General features: G+C 62.1%; 20 protein-coding genes. 7 read left to right on the top strand and 13 right to left on the bottom strand.

What is annotated here, in order from left to right; translation table 11 throughout:
- Window positions 1-15 precede the first annotated feature (15 nt).
- The 13 genes from QQJ98_RS03795 to QQJ98_RS03735 all read right to left on the bottom strand — a co-directional run bounded on the left by QQJ98_RS03795 (window position 16) and on the right by QQJ98_RS03735 (window position 10,842).
- On the bottom strand, window positions 16-657 hold the full coding sequence (locus tag QQJ98_RS03795; protein WP_284323998.1) for an urease accessory protein UreF: 642 nt from the start codon (window positions 655-657) through the stop codon (window positions 16-18).
- A complete protein-coding gene (locus QQJ98_RS03790; protein ID WP_284323997.1) occupies window positions 650-1,132 on the bottom strand; it encodes an urease accessory protein UreE in 483 nt (160 codons plus the stop codon). The genes QQJ98_RS03795 and QQJ98_RS03790 overlap by 8 nt, the downstream gene beginning before the upstream one ends.
- 3 nt (window positions 1,133-1,135) lie before the next feature.
- The gene (locus tag QQJ98_RS03785; protein ID WP_284323996.1) at window positions 1,136-1,777 is read right to left on the bottom strand and encodes a hypothetical protein; all 642 of its coding nucleotides are present in this window, start codon (window positions 1,775-1,777) and stop codon (window positions 1,136-1,138) included.
- Window positions 1,778-1,895: 118 nt separating this feature from the next.
- Window positions 1,896-2,120, bottom strand: a complete 225-nt coding sequence (locus QQJ98_RS03780; RefSeq protein WP_284323995.1) for a DUF1127 domain-containing protein — start codon at window positions 2,118-2,120, stop codon at window positions 1,896-1,898.
- A 123-nt stretch (window positions 2,121-2,243) separates the two neighbouring features.
- Window positions 2,244-3,950, bottom strand: coding sequence for an urease subunit alpha (ureC, locus tag QQJ98_RS03775; RefSeq protein WP_284323994.1), 1,707 nt, complete (start codon window positions 3,948-3,950; stop codon window positions 2,244-2,246).
- Window positions 3,951-4,256: an urease subunit beta gene (locus QQJ98_RS03770; protein WP_284323993.1), complete on the bottom strand. Its 306-nt coding sequence runs from the start codon at window positions 4,254-4,256 to the stop codon at window positions 3,951-3,953.
- 9 nt (window positions 4,257-4,265) lie between these two features.
- Window positions 4,266-4,823: a HupE/UreJ family protein gene (locus QQJ98_RS03765; RefSeq protein WP_284323992.1), complete on the bottom strand. Its 558-nt coding sequence runs from the start codon at window positions 4,821-4,823 to the stop codon at window positions 4,266-4,268.
- 9 nt (window positions 4,824-4,832) lie between these two features.
- Entirely contained in the window at window positions 4,833-5,135 is a 303-nt protein-coding gene (locus QQJ98_RS03760; RefSeq protein ID WP_284323991.1) for an urease subunit gamma, read from the bottom strand.
- 9 nt (window positions 5,136-5,144) lie between these two features.
- Window positions 5,145-5,960 carry an urease accessory protein UreD gene (locus tag QQJ98_RS03755; RefSeq protein ID WP_284323990.1) on the bottom strand — a complete coding sequence of 272 codons (816 nt, stop codon included), beginning with the start codon at window positions 5,958-5,960 and terminating at the stop codon, window positions 5,145-5,147.
- A gap of 269 nt (window positions 5,961-6,229) precedes the next feature.
- Entirely contained in the window at window positions 6,230-7,531 is a 1,302-nt protein-coding gene (gene xylA / locus QQJ98_RS03750) for a xylose isomerase (RefSeq protein ID WP_284323989.1), read from the bottom strand.
- A complete protein-coding gene (gene xylB / locus QQJ98_RS03745; protein ID WP_284323988.1) occupies window positions 7,528-8,964 on the bottom strand; it encodes a xylulokinase in 1,437 nt (478 codons plus the stop codon). The genes xylA and xylB overlap by 4 nt, the downstream gene beginning before the upstream one ends.
- A 63-nt stretch (window positions 8,965-9,027) precedes the next feature.
- Complete coding sequence (locus QQJ98_RS03740) at window positions 9,028-9,900, bottom strand: DMT family transporter (protein ID WP_431307796.1); 873 nt, start codon at window positions 9,898-9,900, stop codon at window positions 9,028-9,030.
- Window positions 9,901-9,960: 60 nt separating this feature from the next.
- Window positions 9,961-10,842: a LysR family transcriptional regulator gene (locus QQJ98_RS03735; RefSeq protein WP_284323987.1), complete on the bottom strand. Its 882-nt coding sequence runs from the start codon at window positions 10,840-10,842 to the stop codon at window positions 9,961-9,963.
- Between the two features lie 396 nt (window positions 10,843-11,238).
- Between QQJ98_RS03735 and ffh the strand changes: the two genes are divergently transcribed.
- The 7 genes from ffh to trmD all read left to right on the top strand — a co-directional run bounded on the left by ffh (window position 11,239) and on the right by trmD (window position 16,476).
- Window positions 11,239-12,747: a signal recognition particle protein gene (gene ffh / locus QQJ98_RS03730; protein ID WP_284323986.1), complete on the top strand. Its 1,509-nt coding sequence runs from the start codon at window positions 11,239-11,241 to the stop codon at window positions 12,745-12,747.
- On the top strand, window positions 12,744-13,274 hold the full coding sequence (locus QQJ98_RS03725; protein ID WP_284323985.1) for a GNAT family N-acetyltransferase: 531 nt from the start codon (window positions 12,744-12,746) through the stop codon (window positions 13,272-13,274). The genes ffh and QQJ98_RS03725 overlap by 4 nt, the downstream gene beginning before the upstream one ends.
- Window positions 13,271-13,567 carry a chorismate mutase gene (locus QQJ98_RS03720; RefSeq protein WP_284323984.1) on the top strand — a complete coding sequence of 99 codons (297 nt, stop codon included), beginning with the start codon at window positions 13,271-13,273 and terminating at the stop codon, window positions 13,565-13,567. The genes QQJ98_RS03725 and QQJ98_RS03720 overlap by 4 nt, the downstream gene beginning before the upstream one ends.
- A 42-nt stretch (window positions 13,568-13,609) precedes the next feature.
- Window positions 13,610-13,963, top strand: coding sequence for a 30S ribosomal protein S16 (gene rpsP, locus QQJ98_RS03715; protein WP_284323983.1), 354 nt, complete (start codon window positions 13,610-13,612; stop codon window positions 13,961-13,963).
- Between the two features lie 53 nt (window positions 13,964-14,016).
- Window positions 14,017-14,526, top strand: coding sequence for a ribosome maturation factor RimM (rimM, locus tag QQJ98_RS03710; protein WP_284323982.1), 510 nt, complete (start codon window positions 14,017-14,019; stop codon window positions 14,524-14,526).
- Between the two features lie 197 nt (window positions 14,527-14,723).
- Window positions 14,724-15,626 (top strand): hypothetical protein, encoded by a 903-nt coding sequence (locus QQJ98_RS03705; protein ID WP_284323981.1) that lies wholly within the window; start codon window positions 14,724-14,726, stop codon window positions 15,624-15,626.
- Window positions 15,627-15,657: 31 nt separating this feature from the next.
- Window positions 15,658-16,476, top strand: a complete 819-nt coding sequence (gene trmD / locus QQJ98_RS03700) for a tRNA (guanosine(37)-N1)-methyltransferase TrmD (RefSeq protein WP_284323980.1) — start codon at window positions 15,658-15,660, stop codon at window positions 16,474-16,476.
- Window positions 16,477-16,534: the final 58 nt, after the last annotated feature.

Raw genomic sequence — 16,534 nt, 5'->3', positions numbered from 1 at the left:
CCTGTGGTGTGGCGTTCATGTGCGGAAAATCCGCACGGGAAGGGTTTCGTGGCGCATCGCGGCGATGTCGGCGCGGATGGCGCTGGAATGGAGGGCTGAGAGCGGGGCTTCGGCATATTCGGCGGCAAGGGCGGTGATGCGGGGGGCAAGGCGCGCCAGCACCTTTTGACCATCGGTTTGACCCAAAGGCACAAAGCGGACGGCGGCGGAGGTGAGTTGGGCCGCGAGCCCCTGCAGCCAAAGGGTGAGGACTTCGGCGGTGGTCACGTTCAGGGCGGCGGTGGCGGCACCGACGGCGATGGGGTAGGGGCGGGCGGGGTGATCGGTGCCTGTGATCGCTGAAATCGCCAAAGCGAAAGCGCGGCCTTGTTCTTGCAGTTCGGTCAACCGCTCGGCGCTGGGGGCGAGGGCGAGGATCAGGGCAGTCAGGCCCGCCAGATCGGCACCGGGTTTGCGGGCATGGGCCAGCAGGATCGCGTCGATGCGGCCTGATCCGTGGCGCAGGATGGCGGCGATCCAAGCCTCTAGGTCGGTGGCAGTTTTGATGTCACCGTCGGTTATGGCGACCTCTAGCCCCTGCGAATAGGCGAAAGCGCCGATTGGGAAGGCGGGCGAAAGCCATTGCACAAGCCGCAAGCGGTCGGTTGCATCAACCATGCGCGCCCCCAAAGTTCAGCGCGAAATGGCCTGCGGGGCCGTGGTCGTGGCCCATGGTGCGGCCGTGGCCATAGGCGCCGCCTTCGGGGCGGAAGGGTGCGATGTGCAGGGTCAGGTTCGCGCCAAGGCCCTTCAACATCGACTCGATGACCGGGTCGCGGCGGATCACCAGATGGCCCGTGGCCACCTGACAGGGGGTGTGGCGGTTGCCGATATGCCATGCCAAACGCGGCAGATTGCCCTCTACCCGCACCACGGGTTCTTCGGCGGCCACCACCGCCACCTTGCGGCCATCGTCCAGCAGGAAGGCATCGCCATCCTCGACCGAAATCGTCTCGGCCAGATCGACCATGAAACTGGCGCCACTCTCGCAAGTCAGACGTTTGCGGCGCAGGAAGCGTTCGTCATAGGACAGGATCACCCGATCTATCGCGCCAACAGAGGCATTTCGCAAAAGGGATCGGGCTGGCAGCATGGTTTAGCCTTTCGGGGTAAGCGAGGTCAGACCCAGCGCGCGGCTGGTCGCGCCTTTGCGGTCGGTGACTTGGGTTTCCAGACCAAAGCCCAGATCGGGGAAGTAGATCCAGCGGCGGGTGAGGTCGGTGGTCTGGTTCTTGAAAATCGCCTCGATGGGCATGACGCGATAGGTGCAGCCCGAGATTTTCGCCGCCGTTTCGGCCATGAAGCGGTAGTTCACGGTATAGCTGGTGCGGTCACGTTGTGAGATCGCGACGGGGCCAAGCTTGAAGCGCACCGCTTGCGCGCCACGCTCGGTGACGGTGGTGTCCCATGTGGTGCCAGCGGCAGGCATCGGCGGTTTGGTGGCGAAGCGGTAGCTGTAGGTGCCGCCGGGGCCGCCCTCGGCCTGATAGGTGTCAGTGGGCACCCATGTCCATTCGGCATCGTAAATCCCCAGCCACGACTGGCGCTTGTCAGCCCAAGCGGTGTTGGAATTCACGGCATAATCAATGGCAAAGCGCTTATCTTCGCTGCGGATCAGACCTTGGCGACCGTCATCGCGCGTGAAGCTCACGCCCTTGGCAAGGTTTGCCGGGGTGACACATTCGGCAGCGGCGGGCAGGGCTGTCAGCAGCAAAGCGCAGAGGGCGAGGTGTTTCATGGCAGTTCCTTTAAGCGGAAATGCCGAAAACCTATGCCGGAATAGCCCGCGCTGCAACGCAACGCAGGGGTGGGGGCGGGCGGAAAGCCACCAGTCTGCTTTGGGTTTTCACCAAAGTTTAGATATACATTTGCGGCCCGAAAATCCGGTAAATCTCGCTGGCGCGGGTCTTGCCGATGGTTGCAAGCTGCGCGTCGGTCGTGGCGCTCAGACGCTCGGCTTGTTGCAGGCGCGGATTGGCCGCGACCAATTTCGCCAAGCTCTTTGCAAAGCCTGCAAAGGGTGCTGCCAGAATGAGGCGCAGCGATCTGGGGCTTGTGGTCAGTGTTGCTGTCTGTGTCATTGGAAACCTCTGATATGATCGGAGTGCTTCCTCCCTGGCTATAAGTTGGGGGCAAATGCGTGATGAAACAACGCCCTATTGGGTATTGCTGCGTTGCAGCATTTGCATGGCTACGGGCGTGCATCAGAACAGGAAATAGCGCTGGGCGAGGGGGAGTTCGCTGGCGGGCTCGCAGGTCAGCAACTCGCCATCGGCGCGGACTTCGTAGGTTTCGGGATTCACGGTGATCTCGGGGCGGGCGTTGTTCAGGATCATGTCGGCCTTGCCAATCGTGCGGGTGTTCTTCACCGCCAGCACCGTCTTGCCAAGTCCCAATTTGCTGCCGACATCATCGGCCAAAGCAGCTTGGCTGACGAAGGTCGCGGAACTGGCGTGCATGGCGCGGCCCAAGGCCCCGAACATCGGCCGTGAATACATCGGCTGCACCGGGATCGAGCCATTGGGGTCGCCCATTTGTGCAACCACAATCATGCCGCCCATCAGCACCATTTCCGGCTTGGCCCCAAAAAACGCCGGGTTCCACAGCACCAGATCGGCGCGTTTGCCTTCGGCGATGCTGCCGATATGCGCGGAAACCCCATGGGTGATCGCCGGGTTGATCGTGTATTTAGCCACATAGCGGCGGGCGCGGATATTGTCGTTTTGCCCGGTTTCATCGGCGAGGCGACCGCGCTGGACTTTCATCTTATGCGCGGTTTGCCAGGTGCGGATGATCACCTCGCCAATCCGCCCCATCGCCTGACTGTCCGACGACAGGATCGAAAGCGCCCCCATGTCGTGCAGGATATCTTCTGCCGCAATCGTCTCACGCCGGATGCGGGATTCAGCAAAAGCCACATCCTCGGGGATGGATTTATCCAGATGATGGCAGACCATCAGCATATCCAGATGCTCTTCCACCGTGTTGCGGGTGTAGGGCATGGTGGGGTTGGTCGAGGACGGGATGATATTGGCGTGGCCGACCACCCGCAGAATATCCGGGGCATGACCGCCGCCCGCGCCCTCGGTGTGAAAGGCGTGGATGGTGCGGCCCTTGATCGCCGCCAAGGTGTTCTCGACAAAGCCCGACTCATTAAGTGTGTCGGTGTGGATCATCACCTGCACATCCATATCATCCGCCACCGACAGGCAGCAGTCGATGGCGGCGGGGGTAGTGCCCCAATCCTCGTGCAGCTTCAGGGCAGACGCGCCCGCCTTGACCATCTCGATCAGGCCAGCGGGCTGGCTGGCATTGCCCTTGCCAGAAATCCCGAAGTTCATCGGGATGCTGTCCAGCGCCATCAGCATCCGCCCGATATGCCACGGGCCGGGGGTGCAGGTGGTGGCAAGCGTGCCATGCGCCGGGCCAGTGCCGCCGCCGAACAAGGTGGTGACGCCGGAGTGCAGCGCATCCTCGGCCTGCTGCGGGCAAATGAAATGAATATGTGCATCCATGCCGCCGGGGGTCAGGATGCGGCCCTCGCCTGCGATGATCTCGGTGGACGGGCCGATGATGATATCAACATTCGGCTGGGTGTCGGGGTTGCCCGCCTTGCCGATCTTGTGGATCAAGCCATCGCGCAGGCCGACGTCAGCCTTGTAGATGCCGGAGTGATCCAGGATCAGCGCATTGGTGATCACGGTATCGACCGCCCCGCCAGCGCGTGGAATCTGCGATTGCCCCATGCCATCGCGGATCACCTTGCCGCCACCGAACTTCACTTCCTCGCCGTAGGTGGTCAGATCGCGTTCCACCTCGATGATCAGATCAGTGTCGCCCAACCGGATGCGATCTCCGGTGGTCGGCCCATACATGGCGGCATAATCGGCGCGGGCGATGCGTGTGGCCATTTACAGATCTCCCATCACGGCAGAGTTAAAGCCGAACACCCGGCGCAAACCGCCATAAGGCGTCAGGCGGACTTCGCGGCTTTGCCCCGGCTCGAACCGCACAGCCGTGCCTGCGGCGATGTCCAGACGCATGCCGCGCGCGGCGGTGCGGTCAAAACTCAGGCCGGGGTTGGTTTCGGCAAAGTGGTAGTGACTGCCCACCTGCACCGGACGGTCACCAGTGTTGGCGACCATCAGCGTGATGCTGGGCTGGCCTGCGTTCAACTCTATCGTGCCTTCGGCGGGGAAGATTTCTCCGGGGATCATCGCGGCCCCCTATGCAAGCGCGAGCGCAAGGCCCGCCAGTGCAGAAACCCCACCGAAAACGCGGGCGATCTTTCCATTCAGCGCCAGACCCAAGCCCAGCCCCGCAGCGTGCAGCAGCGCCGTCGCCGTCAGCATCGCCGCGCCAAACGCCAAGCCATTGCCAACCATCTCGGCCCCGTGCGCCGCACCATGCGCCAGACCGAACAGCCCGACCAGCGGCACGGCCAAGCCCAAAGGCGCGCGCAGGGCCAGCGCCACCACGGCCCCCAGCAGGATCACCGAGGCCAGAATGGCAGGCTCCACCGCCACAGCGCCTGCGCCAAGGCCGATATTCACCGCAGATGCGCCACCTATCGCCATCGCGGTCAGGAAAGTTGCGGGCAGCGCCATCCGCGCCCGCCCGCCCAGAATCGCCGCCCAAAGCCCAACTCCGACCATCGCCAGCAAGTGATCTGCCCCGGTGAAAGGGTGCAGGAATCCGGCCTCAAATCCGACGCCATGGCCCGGATGCGCGAGGGCTGTCGTAGGGATCAGCAGAAGTGGCACTATCGAAAGAATACGTTTCATCTGAACCTCTTAGCGAATGGGGTGGTGGACGGTGACAAGCTTTGTCCCATCAGGAAAGGTCGCCTCAACCTGCACCGAATGGATCATCGACGGGATGCCATCCATGCATTGCTCGGCGGTGATCACATGCGCGCCCGCCTGCATGAGGTCAGCCACCGTGCGGCCATCGCGCGCGCCTTCGACGACGAAATCGGTGATCAAAGCAATCGCCTCGGGGTGGTTCAGCTTCACCCCCCGCGCCAATCGTCCCCGCGCGACCATAGCGGCAACAGAGATCAGCAGTTTCTCACGCTCTCGCGGGGTCAGGTTCATCGGCTTCTCCTACATCTGCCAGACGCGGGGCAGCGGGCCAGCCCGCAAAGCCGCCAGTGCCAGCGCTATTTGTTGTTTCAGTGGCCAGCCATCACGGGCCACAATCCGGGCAATACATTTTCCATCCCAACCCGAGGCCGCAGCCTCGCAGCCCACCACCGTCAAAGCGGCGCGCAGACGCGGCAAGGCATCCTCGGCCCCCTGTGCCACCAAGGCGATCACCGCAAAGGCGCGGGCCCCGCCCAGCAAAGCCGCCTGCGCATCGGCAAGCACATTGGGGTCAAGATGAAAGGTCTCGGCCCAGACCGGAACGCCTGCGCACCGCACCATGCGGGCATCTGTCAGCCGCGCATCACTCAGGGTTTCGCCCATCGCGTGACGACCCAGAGTGACGGTTTCCGACAACAGACAGCTGGCATCGGCGGCCATATCAATCTGGGTGTCACGAGCCAAATAGCTGTTTTCAAACAAGATTGTCTCTTGCGGCAACCAATCAAGATGGCCGCCCGCACCGACAACGCAGCGCACCTCTGCGCGCGCGGGGGCACCCCTGCTGGCATAGACCCGCTCGGCGGTTTGCGTTGTTGCGGTAATCCGGCACCCCGCCGCCAAATCCAAGCCATAAGACAAGGCATCGCCATCAGTAAGCCCGCCAGAAGTATTCAGAAACACCACCTCTGGCACGCCCGACACCCGTGGCAGCATCGCCTTGGCCGAGCCGCTCTGTGCCAGATCCACCAACCGCGCGCGCCCATCCAGACAGCGAAAGCTGGCGAAAGCCGAGCCACGGCTGCGCTGCATTGGGGTAGCTTGGCTGGCGAGCATCAGAGTCTCCTTGCCCGCAACTTCAACACCTGCCCCGGCCAAGCCGAAATGCTCCGCCCCCAGAACCGCCCAAAATTACCGCAATCCGCCCGAAAATCGCACGATTTTCGCGCGTAACGCCCAACCGATAGGCAAAACGAAAACGGGCGCCCGTTTCCCGACGCCCGCTTCAATTTGCCTAAAACTTATCTAAAAGTTTTCATCTGTTTCTAAATATCCCACGGGGGTCTGGGGGGGGGGTGAAACCCCCAGCCGTGGCAAGAAGCACCTCAGATGTAGTGGTTCCACAAGTTCTCCAACCGTTCCTGACGGCCCGAGCGCGGCTGCGGGTTGATGTTGTTCGCAATCACCGCTTCGGCAATCACCTCCAACGGCTGCGTCAGCATGGCCTTCGCGCCATCCTTCTCCCACCCTGCATACCGCGCGCGACGGGCGGCTTCCATCGTGTCGTCTTCCAACAGATAGGCCGCCGCTTTCAGCGCCCGCGCGCAGGTGTCCATGCCGCCGACATGCGCGAGGATCAGATCTTCCGGGTCCAGCGATTGACGCCGCACCTTGGCGTCAAAGTTGGTGCCGCCCGTGGTATAGCCGCCCGCGCGCAAAATCTCATAGAACGCCACGGCTTTCTCGGCGTGGTTGTTCGGGAACTGGTCGGTGTCCCAGCCGGATTGGTAATCATTGCGGTTCATGTCGATCGAGCCGAAAATCCCCAAGGCCGCAGCGGTGGCGATTTCATGCTCGAAACTATGGCCCGCCAAGATCGCATGGCCCTGCTCGATATTGGTCTGAACTTCTTTCTCCAGCCCGAAATCTTTCAGGAAACCGTAAACCGTCGCCACGTCGTAATCATACTGGTGCTTTGACGGCTCTTGCGGTTTCGGTTCAATCAGGATCGCGCCTTTGAAGCCGATTTTATACTTATACTCGACCACCGATTGCAGGAAGCGGCCAGCATGGGCGCGCTCGGCTTTCAGGTCGGTGTTCAGCAGCGTCTCATAGCCCTCACGGCCACCCCAGAGCACATAGTTCGCGCCGCCGAGTTTATGCGTGGCATCCATGCAGGATTTCACCGTGGCGGCGGCATAGGCGTAGACTTCCGGGTCGGGGTTGGTGGCAGCGCCCGACATCCAGCGCTTGTGGCTGAACATGTTGGCGGTGCCCCACAGCAGCTTGGCCTTATGGGTTGCTTGCTTTTCGCCAAGGTAGTCGACGATTTCTTCCAGATTGCGCAGGGATTCCGCGAAAGTCGCGCCCTCGGGCCGCGCATCGGCATCGTGGAAGGCATAGAACGGCGCGCCTAGAATATCGAACATCTCAAACGCCACATCGGCCTTCAGTTTGGCCAGCGCCATAGTGTCGCCGAACCACGGGCGGTCAAAGGTCTGCCCGCCAAACGGGTCGCCGCCCGGCCATGCGAAAGAGTGCCAATAGGCGACTGCAAAGCGCAGATGGTCCTCCATCCGCTTGCCAAGGATGATTTCCTCGGGGTCGTAGTGGCGGAAGGCGAATTCATTGGTGCTGTTTTCGCCCTCGTATTTGATCTGAGGGATGTTCTTGAAGAAATCGGTCATGCGAGGCTCCTAATCGCAGTTTGTGCAGCGCGATAACGGGCGTAGCCCGCATCAAAGGCGTCTTTCAGGGCAGGGTCGGGCAGGATTTCCCGCGCGATTGCAGGCAGGCTGGCGATTTCGGCACCCGCCCCGGTGGCGGCCATCAGGCCAAGCCGGGCGGCACCGAAAGCACCGCCAAAGTCGCCCGCGACGGGCAGGCTGACCGGGCAATCCAGCGCCGTCGCAATCGCGCGCAGCCAGTAGTCAGAGCGCGAGCCACCGCCCACCGCCAGCAGATGTTGCAGTTTGGTCCCGGTTGCGGCCAAGGCGTCGCGGCTGTCGCGGAAGGCAAAGGTCACGCCCTCCAGCACGGCGCGGGTGCCTGCGGCGCGGTCGGTGGCATGTTCCAGCCCGGTGAACGCACCCCGGATCGAGGCAGAGTTCAACGGTGTGCGCTCGCCGCCCAGATAGGGCAGGAAGGTGGTTTTGCCGGGGGCTTGCAGCGCGCCCAATTCGCCGGTCAGGGTGGCTGCATCGGCACCCACCAGTTTGGAATACCAGTTCAGCGCATCAGTGGCGGCCAAAATCACGCCCATCTGATGCCATGTGTTCGGCAGCGCGTGGCAGAAGGTATGCACCGCCGTCGCAGGGTCGGGCTGATAGCCGTCATTGGCGGCGAAGAGCACGCCCGAAGTGCCCAAAGACACAAACGCCTCGCCCGCGCGCACCACACCGACACCGACGCCCGAGGCCGCATTGTCCCCGCCGCCGCCTGCCACCACCACGCTCGCCGCCATGCCGAAACGGCTGGCAAGCTCGGGGCGCAGTTGGCCGGAAACCTCGGACCCTTCGACCAGACGCGGCATCTGCGCGCGGCTTAGTCCACAATCAGCCAGCAACTGTTCCGACCAATCGCGCTTGCCGGTATCCAGCCACGCGGTGCCTGCGGCATCCGACATCTCGGATACATGCTCGCCGGTCAACCACAGCCGCAGGTAATCTTTCGGCAGCAAGACCATCGCCACCTTGTCCCACAAGCTCGGCTCGTGCTTGCGCAGCCAGTCGAGTTTCGGCGCGGTAAAGCCGGGAAACACGATATTGCCAGACAGGCGGCGGAATTCCGGGCGGGCGTCCAAACTGGCGGCTTCGGCAAAGCTGCGGGTATCGTTCCACAGGATGCAGGGGCGCAGCACGGCGTCAGAGGCGTCCAGCAAGGTCGCGCCGTGCATGTGGCCCGACAGCCCAATGCCCTTCACCGCGCCCAAACCATGGGCGGCGAGTTTGCCCATCACAATCTCAGCAGCGGCAATCCAACTGGCCGGGGCTTGTTCAGACCACCCCTCGGCAGGGCGCTCAACCGTCAGGGGGGCGGTGGCTTCGGCCAGCACCTGCTGACGGTCATCCATCAAGATGCCTTTCAGCCCGGATGTGCCCAGATCAAGCCCGATATACATATATGTCCTCCCCAGAACCTGGCCGCAGTTTGCGCTAACATGTCAGCCATGAAAACGTTTACGCTATGCCGTTTCATCCTTCAACAGCAGGAATAGTGCCAAAGCGGTTAGAATTACGCCACCCAGAACATTTATCGGCGGCGCGGGTCTGCCGCTGGCGATTTCCCACAGGATAACCCAAGCTGGCACCAGATAGGTGTAGGCCATCACCTTGGCCGATGGCAGCCGCAGCGTGGCGAATTGCAGCAAAACGAAGGTCATCGCACTGGCCGCAACCGAGACATAGATCAGGCAAACCCAAACGATCGCGGGCAGGGCCGCCCAATCGGTGGCCAAAACATCGCGCCAACCCCAAAGGCACAGAATACCAAAGCCAGCCAGCATCATGCCAAAGGTGAACACCAAGGCAGGTTCGCCTCGGTTCAGTTTGCGCACCATCGGGGCGTAGACGGCGTGCGCGACGCAGCCGAAGAAATAGATAATCTCGCCCCGACCAACCTCTAGCCGCGTCAGGGCGGCAAGATCACCGCGAAAGATCACCCACAACGCCCCCGTCGCGCCAAGCCCCAAGGCCAAGGCCATCCGCGCCGTGGTGATCTGGCCCAGCAGCAGCCAGCCAAATCCTGCGGCCATCAGTGGCGTCAGGGTGAAGACGGCGGCCATTGGCACGGCTGTTGCGGTTTGCAGGCCCCAGAACATCAGCACGAAATAGCAGGCGAGCAGCCCGCCCAAGATGACATAGCGCCAAGGGGCGACCCAGGTTTTGCGCGGCACGCCCACCGTGACAAACGCAGCTAAGCCCACCAGCGCGCCCGCCAAGGCAAACCGCGCCACCGTCAATGCCGAGGGCGAGACATAGCGCGCCGCGGCAGCCCCAAGGCTAAAGCTGCCCGCCACCAGTGCCGAAAACGCCAGCATCGCCACATGGCCGCGCATCGGCTGGCTCAGCTGCGCCCAAAGTTTCACGGCTGCAATCCGTCCGTCATGCCTGCCGCCCTAAGCACTGCACCAGCTTGCCGCAGCATGGCGCAGACAGTTCAGAAAGCTCTGCACCTTCAAGGTGCGGTGCAAATCGACATGGGTGACGATCCACAAAGGCGCGTCCCATTCCGGGATCGGGGCCATCACCTCGATCAGATCGGGATCAAGCTGGGCTTCGTGCGCCCGCATAAAGCCCAGACCCATCCCGGCTTTCAACGCGGCTTCTGACGCGGCAGGTTCGTTGACGCGGAAGGTCATGCGGTCTTGCGGCACCCTTTCGCGCAGCCAGCGATAGAACGGCGCGCGGTTGTCGGGGTTATCCAGCCCGATGAAGCGGTGCTGCATCAGTTCGGCCTCGTTGTTCGGCATGCCGTGCTGGGCGATGTAGGATTTCGCCGCATAAAGCCCGGTTTGCAATTTCACCAAGGGCAGCGCCACGTTGTCGGGTTCCTGCGGTGCAGCCCCGGCGCGGATCGCCACATGCGCCTCGCCGTAATCCAGCCGGAACAGCCGCATATCGGTCAGAAAACGGATCACCACCGCCGGATGCGCTTCCTGAAACGTGGCGAACACGGGCGCAAGCAGATGCGCGATGCCGGTGATTGACGTGACCACCAATTCGCCCGCCACGGTTTCGCCCTGACCCTTGATGCGGCTGGCCAGCTGGCCGAACTGATCATCGGTGGTCTGCGCCACAGACAAAAGATCGCGGCCAGATTCGGTGGGGGTATAGCCGCGTGCATGGCGCTGAAACAGCTTGGCCCCCAAGCGTTTCTCAAGGCTGTCGATATGGCGGATCACGGTCGCATGGTGGACACCCATCACCTCGGCTGCGCCCGAAACCGTGCCCATCCGCGCAACCTGAAAGGCAGTCCTGATCTCGTCCCAGTTGTCCATCTTGCAGACCCCTTGTGCATTTGCGCACATAAATCGGAAAATAGCGGCGATATAGCAAGGGATTTGTCGAATTTGAGCTTAGGGTTGCCCGAAGCAATGGTTAGGTTTGCGCTAACAAGCACAGGGCTCCGCATCCGGGCAGCAGCCAAGGTCGCCAGACCCGCACTGTTCGCAAATGCCTAAGAACCCGTCGCCACGACCAACCCTGCTTGACTCTCACCCCCCAAGCGCGTATCGCCCGACCCAATTCCCCCGGAGGCAAACGCTTCCGGTCCCTTAGGCCATAGCCTGGGATCGCCACCTGTCAGCGCGTTGCGCCCACAGGTGCCGTTTCGCATTGGCCTTGGGAAACCCGCCGTAGCCCCCCATCTTGGGGTTTTGATCTAGGAGAGCGCGATGTTTGAAAGCCTGTCAGAACGCCTTGGTGGCGTCTTCGACCGCTTGACCAAAGCCGGTGCGCTGTCCGAAGCCGATGTCGATACCGCGCTGCGCGAAGTGCGCGTCGCCCTGCTGGAAGCCGACGTGTCGCTGGAGGTTGCGCGCAACTTCGTCAAGGCGGTCAAAGTCCGCGCCATTGGCCAAGCTGTCACCAAGTCGATCACGCCGGGTCAGCAGGTCGTCAAGATCGTGCATGATGAATTGGTGCGGGTGCTGGCGGGCGACGGCGAGCCCGAAGCGCTGAAGATCGACAACCCGCCCTCCGCCATCCTGATGGTGGGTCTGCAAGGGTCGGGTAAGACGACGACGACGGCCAAGCTTGCGAAACGCCTGAAAGACCGCAACGGCAAGCGCGTGTTGCTGGCGTCTCTGGACACCAACCGCCCGGCAGCTATGGAACAGTTGGCGATTTTGGCGGCGCAAGTCGGTGTCGACAGCCTGCCGATCGTCAAGGGCGAAAGCGCGGTGCAGATCGCCAAACGCGCGAAAACGCAGGCTGCGATGGGTGGCTATGATGTGGTGTTCTTTGACACCGCGGGCCGTCTGCACATCGACGAAGTGTTGATGGACGAAATTCAGGCGGTGCGCGATATTGCGCAGCCGCGCGAAACCCTGCTGGTCGTTGATGGTCTGACCGGGCAAGACGCGGTCAACGTGGCGTCGGAGTTCAACGCCAAAGTCGGGATTTCCGGCGTCGTCCTCACCCGGATGGACGGCGACGGTCGCGGCGGTGCGGCGCTGTCGATGCGCGCTGTCACCGGCAAACCGATCCGCTTTGTCGGTCTTGGCGAAAAGATGGACGCGCTCGAGACGTTCGAGGCTGAACGTGTCGCAGGCCGCATCCTTGGCATGGGCGATATTGTGGCGCTGGTCGAAAAGGCCCGCGAGACGTTTGAGGCCGAACAGGCCGAACGCATGGCCAAGCGCTTTGCCAAGGGTTTGTTCAACATGAACGACCTGAAATCGCAGCTGGAACAGATGCAGAAAATGGGCGGCATGCAGGGCCTGATGGGCATGATGCCGGGCATGGGCGGCATGGCCAAGAAAGCCGAAGCCGCTGGTTTCAATGACAAAATGCTGGTGCATCAGATTGCCTTGGTCAACTCGATGACCAAGAAAGAACGCGCCAATCCCGATCTGCTGGCCGCCAGCCGCAAAAAGCGCATCGCGGCAGGGGCGGGGCTTGAGGTTTCCGAAGTGAACAAGCTTTTGAAACAGCACAAGCAAATGGCCGATATGATGAAGAAAATGGGCAAAGGTGGCATGATGAAAAATGCCATCAAGCAGATGATCGGCGGCAAAGGCGCCGCTGATCTTGCCAACCTGTCGCCCGAACAAATGGAAGAAGCCGCCAAGGGCATGAAGCAAGGTCTTGGCATCGGCTCTGGCATGGGCGGCGGTTTCCCCGGCATGCCGCGCGGATTGCAGCTGCCGGCTGGCCTGTCGGGGTTGATGAAAAAGAAATGATCACCCTCGTCGGCATCCCAGAGATTGAGACGGATCGGCTGCGCTTGCGCGGACCGAAAACGTCTGATTTTGACGCGATGGCGGCGTTCCTCGGCTCTCCCCGCAGCGCTTTTGTCGGCGGCCCAGTATCTTCGGGGCAGGCATGGCGCAGCTTTTGCCATCTGACCGGGCATTGGCTGCATCGCGGCTATTCAATGTTCATTCTGGCTGACAAATCCACCGATGCCGCGCTTGGCATGGCGGGCCCTTGGTTCCCCGAAGGCTGGCCCGAACCCGAACTCGGCTGGTCGATCTGGGACGCTGACAGCGAAGGCCACGGCCTTGCGCATGAGGCAGCCGTTGCCGCCCGCGCCCATGCCTATGACGCGCTTGGCTGGAAAACCGCGATCAGCTTGATCGCCGACGACAACCTGCGCAGCCAAGCGCTTGCCCGCCGCTTGGGCTGCACCCGCGACGGCAGCTTTAGCCACGAAACCTTCGGTGCCAGCCAGATCTGGCGTCACCCAGCCCCGGAGTATCTGCAATGACCGACGCCACCGCCATCGCCGCCGAAGTGCTGAAAGACCACCGCGAAAGCATCGACCGTCTGGATGCTATTCTGGTCTATACGCTGGCCGAACGCTTCAAGCGCACCCAAGCTGTGGGCCGCCTGAAAGCGGAACACGATCTTCCCCCGTCCGATCCGACCCGCGAAGCGCGCCAGATCGAGCGGCTGGAGTGGCTTTCCAAAGAAGCCGAACTCGACCCCGAATTTGCCAAGAAATTCCTGACCTTCATCATCTCGGAAGTCATCAGGCATCACGAACAACTACAGAAATAACCGGACATCCGGTTCCAACCAAAACCTGAAGGAGACTACACTATGTCCATGAAAATTCGCCTCGCCCGTGGTGGTTCCAAAAAGCGCCCGCACTACTCGATCGTCGCCACCGACAGCCGCAACCCGCGCGATGGCCGCTTTCTGGAAAAGCTGGGCACCTATAACCCGCTGCTGGCCAAAGACAGCGAAGAGCGCGTGAAAATGAACATGGAGCGCGTGCAGTACTGGCTGGGCCAAGGCGCACAGCCGACCGACCGTATTTCGCGTATGCTGGAAGCCGCTGGCGTGCTGACCAAAAAGGTCCGCTCGAACCCGAAATCGGCAGTCCCCGGCAAGCGTATGGCCGAGCTGGCGAAGAAGAAAGCCGCGCGCGCTGAAGCACCGGCTGCAGAATAATCCTGTCGGCGGCCTTGGTAACAAGGCCGCCACCCTTCACCCCGGAGAAGCCTATGCCCAACCCAGACCATATCTGCGTCGGCGCCATCGCAGGCTCTTTCGGCGTGCAGGGCGAAGTGCGGCTGAAAAGCTTTTGCACCGACCCCGAGGCGATTGCCTCTTACGGCCCCTTGTTCACCGAAGATGGCCAGACCAGCTATAAAATCAAACTGACAAAGCCAGTCGCAGGCGGCCTTGGCGCGCGCATCAGCGGCGTTGAGACCAAAGAACAGGCCGATGCCCTCAAAGGCGTAAGCCTTTATGTTGACAAGAAAAAGCTGCCGAACCTGCCCGATGATGAATTCTACCATGCCGATCTGATCGGCCTTGCGGTGTTCGATACTGGCGGCGCGGAATTGGGCCGTGTGCAGGCGGTGCATAATCATGGCGCGGGCGATCTGATCGAAGTCGCAGGGCCGGGCCTGAAAACCTCGCTATTGCTGCCGTTCACGCTGGCCGCTGTGCCGACCGTCGATCTGACCGCCGGGCGCATCATCATCGACCCGCCAGAAGGGCTTGAGTAAGCGCTCGGGCCAATCCTTTTTCGCTTGGTCCATAGACAAAGGCGATTGCGGAAGCAGACGCCAAATGGGTGCCTCTCCTTTCTCGTGCGCAGCCCTCTTTGCGTGTTTCTGTGCCGCCGAGTTTGGGCGGCGCTGCACCCGCAGGGGCTGGACTAAAGCAAGCCGCCGCGCCACTCTGCGCTGAAAAAGGGGATCACATGCACAACCGCTTGCGCTGGCTGATGGGAGCCACGGCCCTGCTGTATATCGGCCCGCTGTTGGCGGGTTTGGGCGGCTATGGCTGGCCCTTGGTGCCGGTGTTCGTGGTGCTGTTCGTGCTGTGGCAATTCATCCTGCGCCCGCATCAATGGCCGCGCACCTTTCACGAATGGACGCAGTATCAGGCTTGGGCCACCCTTGGCAGCAATGCCGCAATCCAGACGCTGTTCGTGGCGCTGCTGTTCGGGGTTGGTCGTGGCATCGGCGGGGCCTTGGGCTTTATCCCGCCCTATCCTGAAATGCTGCCTGTCGCGATTTCCTTTCTGTCGATCCCTTTGGCGCGGATGATCTGGAATCCGTGGCAAGCCATTGAGATGAACAATTTCCTCGATGACGCGATCCGCAAAATCTCGCATCCCGAAACCTCGACCGGGGGCGCGGGGCTTGAGACCGCCCGCCGGATGATCGCGCCGCTGGCGGATCTGCCCGATGAGACCGACCCCGGTGTGATCGCGCAGCATCTGGTGGCCTTGTCCGCCCATGCGCATCCCGACCATATCCGCAGCGCCTTGTTCGAGCGGATGCGCGATGCGAACCCCAGCCGCGCCGAGACGATCGCGCTGATCCTGCATGCCACCGATGGCCGTTTGGCCGAAATTGTGCCCGGCGATGGCCCGACCATGGTGTTGAGGCTGCTGCCCGAAGACCCCGGCCTGATTGCCTTGTTCGCCACCCGCCTGACCGCCGCGTTGCAACAGGATGCCGATCTTTGGGGCAAATCGCCCAGCGTCGATTATCTGACCGAGCTTGCCGCCCGCTTTGACAATTCCGAGGCCGAAGCCCCGCTCCGCGATCTGATCAATGCCACCAATGCCGCCGAGCCCGAAGATGGATTGGCCTAGCGATCTTGCGAGCCAAAGGCTAAAAGCCCCCATGACCGACAGCTTTGAAACCCCGCCGAACAAATCGCATGGCCGCATCTCGATCCGCGCCAGCCTCAAGCCACGCGATCTGATGGAAGATCCGTTGCATGTCAAAAATGCGTGGCGGGCCAAGATCATCACCCTGATGCCCGATGCCTTTCCCGGTATTCTGGGCATTTCGCTGACCGGCAAGGCGCTTGATCTGGGCCTGTGGGCGCTGGATGTGATCAATCTGCGCAGCTTTGGGCAGGGCAAGCACCTGAACGTCGATGACACCCCGGCAGGCGGTGGCGCGGGCATGGTTTTGCGCGCCGATGTGCTGGACGCGGCGCTGGGTGAAGCGGCCCAGCACACGCCGCGCGACCGCAACCGCTGGCCAGTGATTTACCTGTCGCCGCGCGGCAAGCCGTTCAATCAGGCGATGGCCCGCCGCTTTGCCGCCTGCGATGGCGTGACGCTGCTGTGTGGTCGGTTTGAAGGTGTCGATCAACGCCTGCTTGATCACCACGACATCGAAGAAGTCTCTTTGGGTGATTTCGTGCTGACCGGGGGCGAAATTGCGGCCTCGGCGCTGATCGACGCCACCGTGCGGCTGCTGCCAAAGGTGCTGGGCAACCACGAATCGACGGTCGAGGAATCGTTCTCGGATGGCCTGCTAGAGCACCCTCAATACACCCGCCCTGCCATCTGGAACGATCTGCCGATCCCCGAGGTTCTGCAATCGGGCAACCACGCCGCCATCGCGAAATGGCGGCAGGCTCAGGCCGAGGAGATTACGAAGACCCGCCGCCCCGATCTGTGGCAAGCCTACTTGCGGCGCAAGGCCTGACGGCTGCTGTTGAACGCTCCGCGGCGAGTATTTCAAAAAGAGCAAATCCTTCGGTCAT

The sequence above is a fragment of the Cypionkella aquatica genome (assembly GCF_030161095.1).
GTDB lineage: Bacteria > Pseudomonadota > Alphaproteobacteria > Rhodobacterales > Rhodobacteraceae > Cypionkella > Cypionkella aquatica.
This window is presented reverse-complemented; position numbering and strand designations above follow the sequence as displayed.